The 8,711-nt window shown below is 50.1% G+C and carries 4 protein-coding genes; 3 read left to right on the top strand and 1 reads right to left on the bottom strand.

Annotated elements, in window-relative coordinates:
• Nucleotides 1-271: 271 nt before the first annotated feature.
• On the bottom strand, nucleotides 272-3,364 hold the full coding sequence (locus EJP87_RS11260) for a bifunctional diguanylate cyclase/phosphodiesterase (RefSeq protein WP_130471974.1): 3,093 nt from the start codon (nucleotides 3,362-3,364) through the stop codon (nucleotides 272-274).
• Nucleotides 3,365-3,690: 326 nt separating this feature from the next.
• On the opposite strand from EJP87_RS11260, the gene EJP87_RS11255 reads away from it, so the two are divergent.
• The 3 genes from EJP87_RS11255 to EJP87_RS11245 are packed head-to-tail and all read left to right on the top strand — an operon-like array spanning nucleotide 3,691 to nucleotide 8,667.
• The gene (locus tag EJP87_RS11255; protein ID WP_193771310.1) at nucleotides 3,691-6,480 is read left to right on the top strand and encodes a cache domain-containing protein; all 2,790 of its coding nucleotides are present in this window, start codon (nucleotides 3,691-3,693) and stop codon (nucleotides 6,478-6,480) included.
• Between the two features lie 16 nt (nucleotides 6,481-6,496).
• A complete protein-coding gene (locus EJP87_RS11250; RefSeq protein ID WP_130471972.1) occupies nucleotides 6,497-6,883 on the top strand; it encodes a response regulator in 387 nt (128 codons plus the stop codon).
• On the top strand, nucleotides 6,880-8,667 hold the full coding sequence (locus EJP87_RS11245; protein WP_130471971.1) for a histidine kinase dimerization/phospho-acceptor domain-containing protein: 1,788 nt from the start codon (nucleotides 6,880-6,882) through the stop codon (nucleotides 8,665-8,667). The genes EJP87_RS11250 and EJP87_RS11245 overlap by 4 nt, the downstream gene beginning before the upstream one ends.
• The last annotated feature ends 44 nt before the right edge of the window (nucleotides 8,668-8,711 follow it).

Genomic DNA, 8,711 nt, shown 5'->3' with positions numbered 1-8,711 from the left:
GCGCCAATTCGTACAGCATCCCCATGGGGGTAGAGCTGGCGAGTCATCGCAAACCGGGTAGACCTGGCAAGCCAGCACGAACCTGAATAGTTACCGGCGTGTATGCGTATTGACTGGCGAAAAAGGGGTGTTTATGCCAACCCCCTATGCTCTTATACCTTTTCTGCTGCAGGCGGCCATCTCTGGCAAGCTGCATGCAGAATAAAAGCCCAGCCTGCCTGTGCTTATGGGTGGGCTATTGTTTGAGAAATGCCATAATCCTTTGCTTGCGTCAGCCCGCTGTTCTGCTCCGAAAAGCAAAAAAATCCTGTTCTGGCATTGGTTTGCCGATCCAATATCCCTGAATCGTTTCACAACCACGCTGCTGCAAATATTCGGCCTGTTCTGCTGTTTCCACCCCTTCGGCCACCACTTTTAATTGCAGCCTGTGGGCCATATAGATGATGGCATCTACGATAGCTCCGTCATCTTGGCAACCTGGTAAGCCACGGACAAAGGAGTGATCAATTTTTAAGGTATTGATGGGAAACTGTTTCAAATAACCCAGCGAAGAGTAACCGGTGCCAAAATCATCCATCGCCAAGGAAATCCCCTTGTTGCGCAACTCTTTCATCAACTGGATGGCTTTTTCCATGTTGCTCATCACTATGCTTTCGGTAATTTCCAGCTCCAGTTGTTCTGCTGCGAGCTCACTTTCTTGAAGAATCTCTTCGATTTGATTGAGAAAATTTGGTTGCTGAAACTCTTTGGCCGAGAGGTTGACGGCGATGGTAAAGGGAATGGCGTGCTGCTGCTGCCACTGTCTGGTATGGCGACAGGCGGTAGTCAAGATATGTTTACCGATGGGCAGAATCAGGCCAGTCTCTTCGGCAAGAGGAATAAAGAGACCGGGATTGACCAGGGAGCCATCCTCTTTGCGCCAACGCACCAACGCCTCTGCGCCGTTAATGATTCGCGAAGACAAATCCACTTTTGGTTGATAGAAAGGAATCAATTCCAACTGCTGCAGAGCACGATGCAATTGACTTTCCAAAGAGATGCGATGCGTGACCTGGGCATAGAGCTCGACGGAAAAGAAGCGATAGGTGTTGCGCCCCGCCTCTTTGGCCTGATACATGGCCATATCGGCATGCTTGATCAAGGTTTCCAAATCAGGGGCATCTTTAGGGAAAGTCGCAATACCGATACTGGCGCCTACATAGATCTCCTGGCCCAACAAGATAAAGGGCTGTCGCACGGAACTGATCAATTTTTCAGCAACCAGGGCAGTTCTCTCTGGCTGAACGGCGCTGGTAAGAATAATGGTAAATTCATCTCCTCCCAGGCGGGCCACGGTATCGCTTTCCCGCACGCACTGTTTGAGCCGTTGCCCGACCTCCTTGAGCAGATCATCCCCCGCCGAGTGTCCGAGAGTATCGTTGACCCATTTGAAACGATCGAGGTCAATAAACAACAATACCAATTGGTTGTTTTGGCGATGTGCCAGGGCGAGGGAGTGGGTGAGGCGCTCACGGAAAAACAGACGGTTGGGCAGACCTGTCAAGGCGTCATAAAAGGCGAGCTGTTCCAGACGCTGTTCTGCATCCTTGCGGTCGCTGATATCGAGAAAGATGGCCACATAGTTGGTCAACTGGCCAGAGCTGTTGCGCATGGCATTGATGGAGATCCATTTGGGAAAAATTTCGCCATTTTTGCGACGATCCCATACCTCTCCCTCCCAATGATCTTCCCGCAGCAGAGTCTGCCACATCTCTTGATAGAAGGATTGATCATGACGACCAGATTTGGTGATGTTGGGATTTTTTCCCAAAACCTCTTGTCGTTGAAAACCGGTTACCCGTTCGTAGGCGGGGTTGACATCGGTAATCAGCCCATTGTGGTCGGTAATCACAATGGCCTCGCCAGCATTTTCAAAGACCTCACGCGCCAAAAGCAAGTTGTCTTCGGCTTTTTTGCGATCGGAAATGTCATGGATAATACCAACAAACAGATGGTTGTTTTCATCACGCATTTCACCAATAAACAATTCAGCGGGAAAGGTTGTTCCTGTTTTGTGTCTGCCAACCACTTCACGTCCAATACCGATTATTTTTTTGGTGCCTGTTGTGAGATAGTTGTCAACATATTGATCATGCTGCTGCTGATAGGATTCCGGCATGATGGCTTTGACATTTTTTCCCAAGAGTTCTTCTGCGCGGTAGCCGAATAATGTTTCGGCAGAGCGATTGAAGAGGACAATCTGTTTGTCGCGGTTGATGACGATGATGCCGTTGATTGCCGTTTCGATGATGGTTTTGATGGTTTGTTCACTGCGGCGCAGCTCATCGGTCATGGTCGCAGCCAACGATACAGCACGATTGCGACTGGAGAGCAGGGACCAGAACAGGGCTGCAAAGAGGAGGCTGGCCAAAATGCCTGCCTGGGCAATCAAGAGCGGACGTTTGCTATCTGTCAGTTCGGCAAAACCGGAAAGGGAGCGAATATGGATGGTCCAGGGATGTCCGGCAATTATCAGTTGTTGGCTGCTGGTAAAAAGAGCTGGTGGGCTGTTTTGTTTGTTTGCAAGGTGGCCATCTTCGTCAAAGAGTAGCGTTTCGCTGTTGGCTATCGGGCCATCAAAAATTTCCAGATCCAGTTGCTGAATGGACTCGCCCAAAATACCAGACATCAGGTTGTTGATCCGAAAAGGAGAATAGGCCCAACCAAGCAGATTGTTTTGTCGTTCTTCCGGGCTGTTGTTGGGTTGGTTGTTGCGATAAATGGGTACATACAACAGAAAACCGGCCTGCACCTGTTTGCCATCTTCCTGAACCAAGGTGACTTTGCCGGAGAGGGTCGGTTCACCGGAATCTCTGGCTTGAGCCATGGCGGTATGCCGGATTTGCTCAGAAAACATATCATAACCAAAAGCGCGCTGGTTGCGGGTATTGAAGGGTTCCAGATAGATGATCGAGGTGTAGAAAGGACGTTCACCAGGAGGGCGAACAGAATAGTGTGCAAAGCCTTCGTTACGGATGGCTAAGAGGTGTTGTTCCAGCTCTGCAGAGGGTATCAGCAGAGAGAAACCGATTCCTTGGATGCCAGGATAATTTTTTTCCAACTGCAACTGCTGAACATAGGTACGAAAGGCTTGCCGATCGACTGGATTCGAGGCAGAGAACAAACCGGAGATGCCGCGCAAAACCTGCTCATAGGTAGCCATGCGCTGGCTGATGCGCGAGGTGATTTCGCGAACCTGATGGTCGAATTGCTGACGGAGAAGCGCTTCGGCATCCTGGCTGGCATTGCGATACAGAGAAGATGTAGCGAGCAGACCAATGGCGAGCACCATCCATGGCAACAGCAATAAAGCCGTTTTACGCATTTTATTCCTGCATGTAAAATAGGGGGAGAAAGAACAGCAAAACTATGTAACTATATAGTATATTATAATTATTTGTGAGTGACAAGCAATCGGCAACAGGACCAGGGCAAGCGCATTTGCCAATTTCCTCACTGTTGCCACAAGCGAAACTGTGCATGTCGGGTGTCCGCCTCCCAAAGATTGTCCCTGCCCTGCAACAGGACAATGCCGGGAAAAAGCAACAAAGTGCAAAAATTGCTTGCTTCTGCAAAGCTCCCTGACTATTGTTCTACTGCTTAGTAGTACTGTCAATGGTTTGGCAGGAAACAGGGCGCAAGGGGGGGATTATGCGGCATTATCTGGCCAATTTGACGATTCGGGCCAAACTGTTATGGGGGTATGGAGCGGCCCTGCTGCTTTTTGCTTTGCTCGGCGTTCTGCTGTTTTATCCCATGGTGCGCAGCATGTATGAGGAGAGCGTGGTCAATGAACTGCAAAACACCTCGCAAACCTTGCGCAGTATGGTGGAAGCAGCGGCCAACGCTTCCGTAAAAAATTATCTGCGTGGCATGGCCGAAAAAAATCGCGATATTCTTGAAGAGTTTTATCAGCAATATCAACGTGGTCAATTGAGTGAAGAGCAGGCAAAAGAGCAGGCGGTTGCCGTGCTCTTGAGTCAGCGTGTGGGCAAAACCGGCTATATTTATGGTTTGGATGGACAAGGAATCATCCGGGTCCATCCTGTCAAAGCGCTACTCAATGTTGATTTGACCCGCTATGAGTTTATTCAAAAACAGCTCAAGGATAAAGAGGGCTATCTGGAGTATGCCTGGAAAAATCCAGGAGAGGCGGCCAGTCGCAAAAAGGCTCTCTATATGACCTATTTTGAGCCCTGGGATTGGATCATTTCGGTCTCATCCTATCGCGATGAGTTCAGCTCGCTGATCCAGGTTCAGGATTTTCGCGACAAAATTCTTTCCATTCGTTTCGGCAAGACCGGCTATTCTTATGTGATCGATACCGATGGCAATTTGATCGTACATCCCTATCTGGAGGGTAAAAATTTTTTTCATGTCCGCGACTCCGATGGCCAGGCATTTATTCAAGAGATGGTGCGCCAAAAAGAGGGGACAATCATCTATTCTTGGCAAAATCCCGATGAATCGGTGGCACGCTTCAAATTGGTGGTTTTTCGTTTTATCCCCGAACTGAACTGGATTGTTGCCTCTTCCAGCTATCTGGAAGAGTTTCAACAGCCCCTGCATCGCATCCGCGACCTGTTGTTGATTTTGTTGCTGGTCTCTTTTTTCTTCGTGTTAACGGTTACCTTTTTTTTCAGCTCCTATTTCAGTCGCCATTTGGATCGACTGCTATTGGCTTTCCAAAAAGGGGGTGCCGGAGATCTTTCCGTGCGTTTGCAACGGGCGACACAAGATGAGTTTGGTCGCTTGGCTACCCATTTTAATCTCTTTATCGGCAAGCTCAATGAGTCGCATCAGGCATTGCAAGAGCAGTTGCAGGCCAGAGAACAGGCGGAAGAGCAGTTGCGACGGGCCAACGATGTCCTGGAACAGCGGGTGGAGGAACGTACCCGCGATATTGAACAAGCCAGAGCTGCCGCAGAAATGGCCAATCGTGCCAAAAGTACCTTTCTGGCCAATATGAGCCATGAGTTGCGTACCCCATTGAATGCCATCATCGGCTACAGTGAGATGCTGGAAGAGGATGCAGAAAACGATGGTCTGGACCATTTTGTGCCGGATCTGCAAAAAATCAATGCCGCAGGCAAACATCTGTTGCAATTGATCAATGATGTTTTGGATCTCTCCAAAGTGGAAGCTGGCAAAATCAATCTGTTGCCGGAGGTGATCGATTTGCGGCAACTGCTCCATGAGATTGTTCATACCATTCAACCGATGCTGGCCAAAAACAACAATCACTTTCAGTTGCTGATGGAGGATGCTCCCGGACAGGCGCATACCGATCCCATTCGCTTGCGTCAGGTGTTGTTAAACCTGTTGAGCAACGCCTCCAAATTTACCGAACAAGGTGTGGTGAGTCTGGAGCTGAAACGGCTACACAAAGAGGAGGGGGATTGGTTGTTGTTTCATGTTCATGATACCGGTATCGGTATCACCAGAGAACAAATTGAACAACTTTTTCAACCTTTTGCGCAGGCAGATGTCTCGACGACGCGCAAATATGGGGGGACCGGTTTGGGTCTCACCATCAGCCGTCGCTTTTGTCGCATGTTGGGGGGCGACATCGAAGTGCATAGCGATCCGGGAGAGGGTTCCACCTTTACCGTCTCTATTCCTGCCCAATTGCCACTATTGCGTGCCAGTGAAATCAGCCATGGCTTGGCAACAGTGACAACACGTGCGAAAATGGCTGAACATCAGGCAACAGTATTGGTGATTGATGATGATCCCACTATTCGTGAACTGCTGCAGCGACTTCTTGATAAAGAGGGCTATTATGTGGAGGTGGTGGCCAGCGGTGATGAAGGGTTGCAACGGGCACGAGAGATTATCCCCGATGTGATCACTCTGGATGTGATGATGCCGGTAAAAGATGGCTGGTCGGTTTTGACCGCCTTGAAGGCCGATGCGTTGACCTCCACGATTCCGGTGATCATGTTGACCATGCTGGATAACGAAAATCTGGCTTTTGCCTTGGGGGCAGCCGACTATTTGACCAAGCCGGTGGAACGGGATCGTTTGTTGGGCAGTGTGCATCGCCATTTGACCAGTCGTAAAGGCAGCAGGATCCTTCTGGCCGATGATGATGAACTCAATCGCAAAATCATCCGGCGCCTGTTGGAACAACAGCATTGGCAGGTGATAGAGGCGCACAATGGCAAAGAGGCTTTGCAGATTCTGGCCGATTTTATTCCTGACCTCTTTCTTCTGGACTTGATGATGCCGGAGATGGATGGTTTTGCCGTGGTTGAGGCGCTGCAGCAAAAAGAGGAGTGGCGTTCCATCCCTGTGGTATTGATCACCGCCAAAGATCTGTCGCCAGAGGATGTGCAGCGCTTGCATGAAGGTATCGAACACACTATACAAAAAGGTTCCTGCAGCCAGGAAGAGCTGCTCAATCAGATCCAGCGTTTGCTGCCTTCTGGCAATACCTAACAGGGAGATGTAGTTCATGTCGTTGATATTGCTTGTAGAAGATAATGAAATGAACCGGGATATGCTCTCCCGTCGTTTGCAACGCAAAGGTTTTCGGGTACATTTGGCGGTAGATGGTGCGCAAGGTTTGACCCTGGCACAAAGCGAACATCCCGATTTAATCTTGATGGATATGAGTCTGCCCATTTTGGACGGTTGGGAAGCGACCCGTCGCTTGAAGGCGGATCCGGCAACTGCAAAAATTCCCATCATTGCCTTGACTGCCCATGCCATGGAGGGTGATCGGCAACAGGCATTGGCAGCCGGTTGCGACGATTATGACAGTAAACCCGTTGATTTGCCGCGCTTGATGGAAAAAATGCTGCGTCTCTTACCGCTCAGCAACAACAGCAGGAGCCCATGAGCGAATCGTCCGATCTCTCTGCCAATAATCCTCTTCGTGACCGGAATGGTTGGAATTTGCCGGTACAACATGCTTTGCGCAATCAACTGAATGCCATTGCCGGCTATAGCGAAATGGTTTTGGAGGAGTTGGACGAACAAAGCGGTCAGGAAGAGAGTTATCATGCCGATTTGCGGCGGATTCGAGCCGCCAGCGAGCAGTTGTTTCATTTTTTGCAGGATTCCCACCCCGATTTATACACCCCGGCTGTTGCTGAAAAAGTGTTGCATGGTATCCGTACCTTTGCGACTACCATCATCGGTTATGCAGAATTGGTCATGGAGGAGGGGAATGATACCCTTCTTGCCAAGGCGGGGCGCACGCTGCAGATTATCCGTGATGCCGGGCAACAAATTGTGCTTCTGATGCAACCCTTTATTTTAGGCAACAGCACGGAACAAAGAGGTGTGGATCTGCAGGGGGTGGTCGGCGAAATCTATCCCTTGCTGCGTGATACTGCGGTCAACCTCTGTTCGTCTGTGCAGTTGGAGAATAATAAAAACCGCAACAGCCGTTTACTGGTGGTCGATGATGATGTGGTGAGTCGTGATCTGGTGATCCATGAGCTGTTGCGCCAGGGATACCAGGTTGAATCGGCAGACAACGGGCGACAGGCTTTGGCGATGATTCACAGCACCCAATATGATCTGGTAATCCTGGATCTGCTGATGCCAGAGATGAGCGGTCTGCAAGTGTTGGAACAACTGCATCAGGAGCGTCTTCTCGCCTATTTGCCGGTGATTGTCATCTCAGCCTGGGCGGAAATGGCCGATGTGGCGCGCTGCATCGAATTGGGGGCCGAGGATTATCTGCCGCGCAAATTTAATCTTTCGCTGTTCAAAGCACGCATCCGTGCCTCTCTGGAAAAAAGAGCCTTGCGGCAACAAAAGGAGCTGTGGTTGCAGGAGCGGCAACAGATCGAACAGGCGGCTTTGCGTAGCTCTGAAGAAAAATTTCGTAATTTGGTCAATAGCGCCCTGATTGGCATCTTTCGTCTGGATTCCTTCGGAGTGGCCTTGGAGGCCAATCCGGTGGTGCTGAAAATGCTCTCTTTTCCCAATCTCCACGCATTGAATCACTCTGGGTTGATCAATTTGATTGTGGATGCCCAGGAACGGATGCGCTTGAAAGAGTTGCTGGCTGAAGGTCCGCTGGCTCATTTTGAGACCCGCATGCGCCGTTTTGATCAGGAGATCATCGATGTCAGTATCTCCTTGCAATGGGTGATGGATGCCTCCCGTTCGCGGCAGCTTCTGGAGGGCACCCTGGAGGAGATCAGCGATCGTAAACATTTGGAACGCAAAATTGTGCGTTTGAATGAAGAGCTTTCGGCGCGAGCCATCAGTCTGGAGCGGGCCAACTATGAGTTGGTGCGGGAAAATGCCGAACGCCAGCGTGTGGAGGCGCAATTGCGCCTGCACAAAGAGCAGGCCGAACAGATTGCCCGCGCCAAAGGGGAGTTTTTGGCCGCCATGAGCCATGAGATCCGTACTCCCATGAATGTGCTTATCGGTATGACCGAGCTGCTGCAAGAGACCGGTTTGAACCAGGAGCAACAGGTGTTCATGGACCGCTTGCAGGTGGCCAATCGCAATCTGTTAAACTTGATCAATCAGATTCTTGATTTAACCAAGATTGAGGCCGGACAGCTCATTCTCAACGAAGAGGCCATCGATCTGCGCCGTCAGTTGAGCGAAATTTCAGATTTAATGAGGGTCTCCTCAAAAAGCCCCTACCGCAATTGATCTTCTACCCTGAGATGGGTACGACCTATCGGCGGTTTTTGCCA

Source organism: Candidatus Magnetaquicoccus inordinatus (assembly GCF_004217665.1).
GTDB lineage: Bacteria > Pseudomonadota > Magnetococcia > Magnetococcales > Magnetaquicoccaceae > Magnetaquicoccus > Magnetaquicoccus inordinatus.
This window is presented reverse-complemented; position numbering and strand designations above follow the sequence as displayed.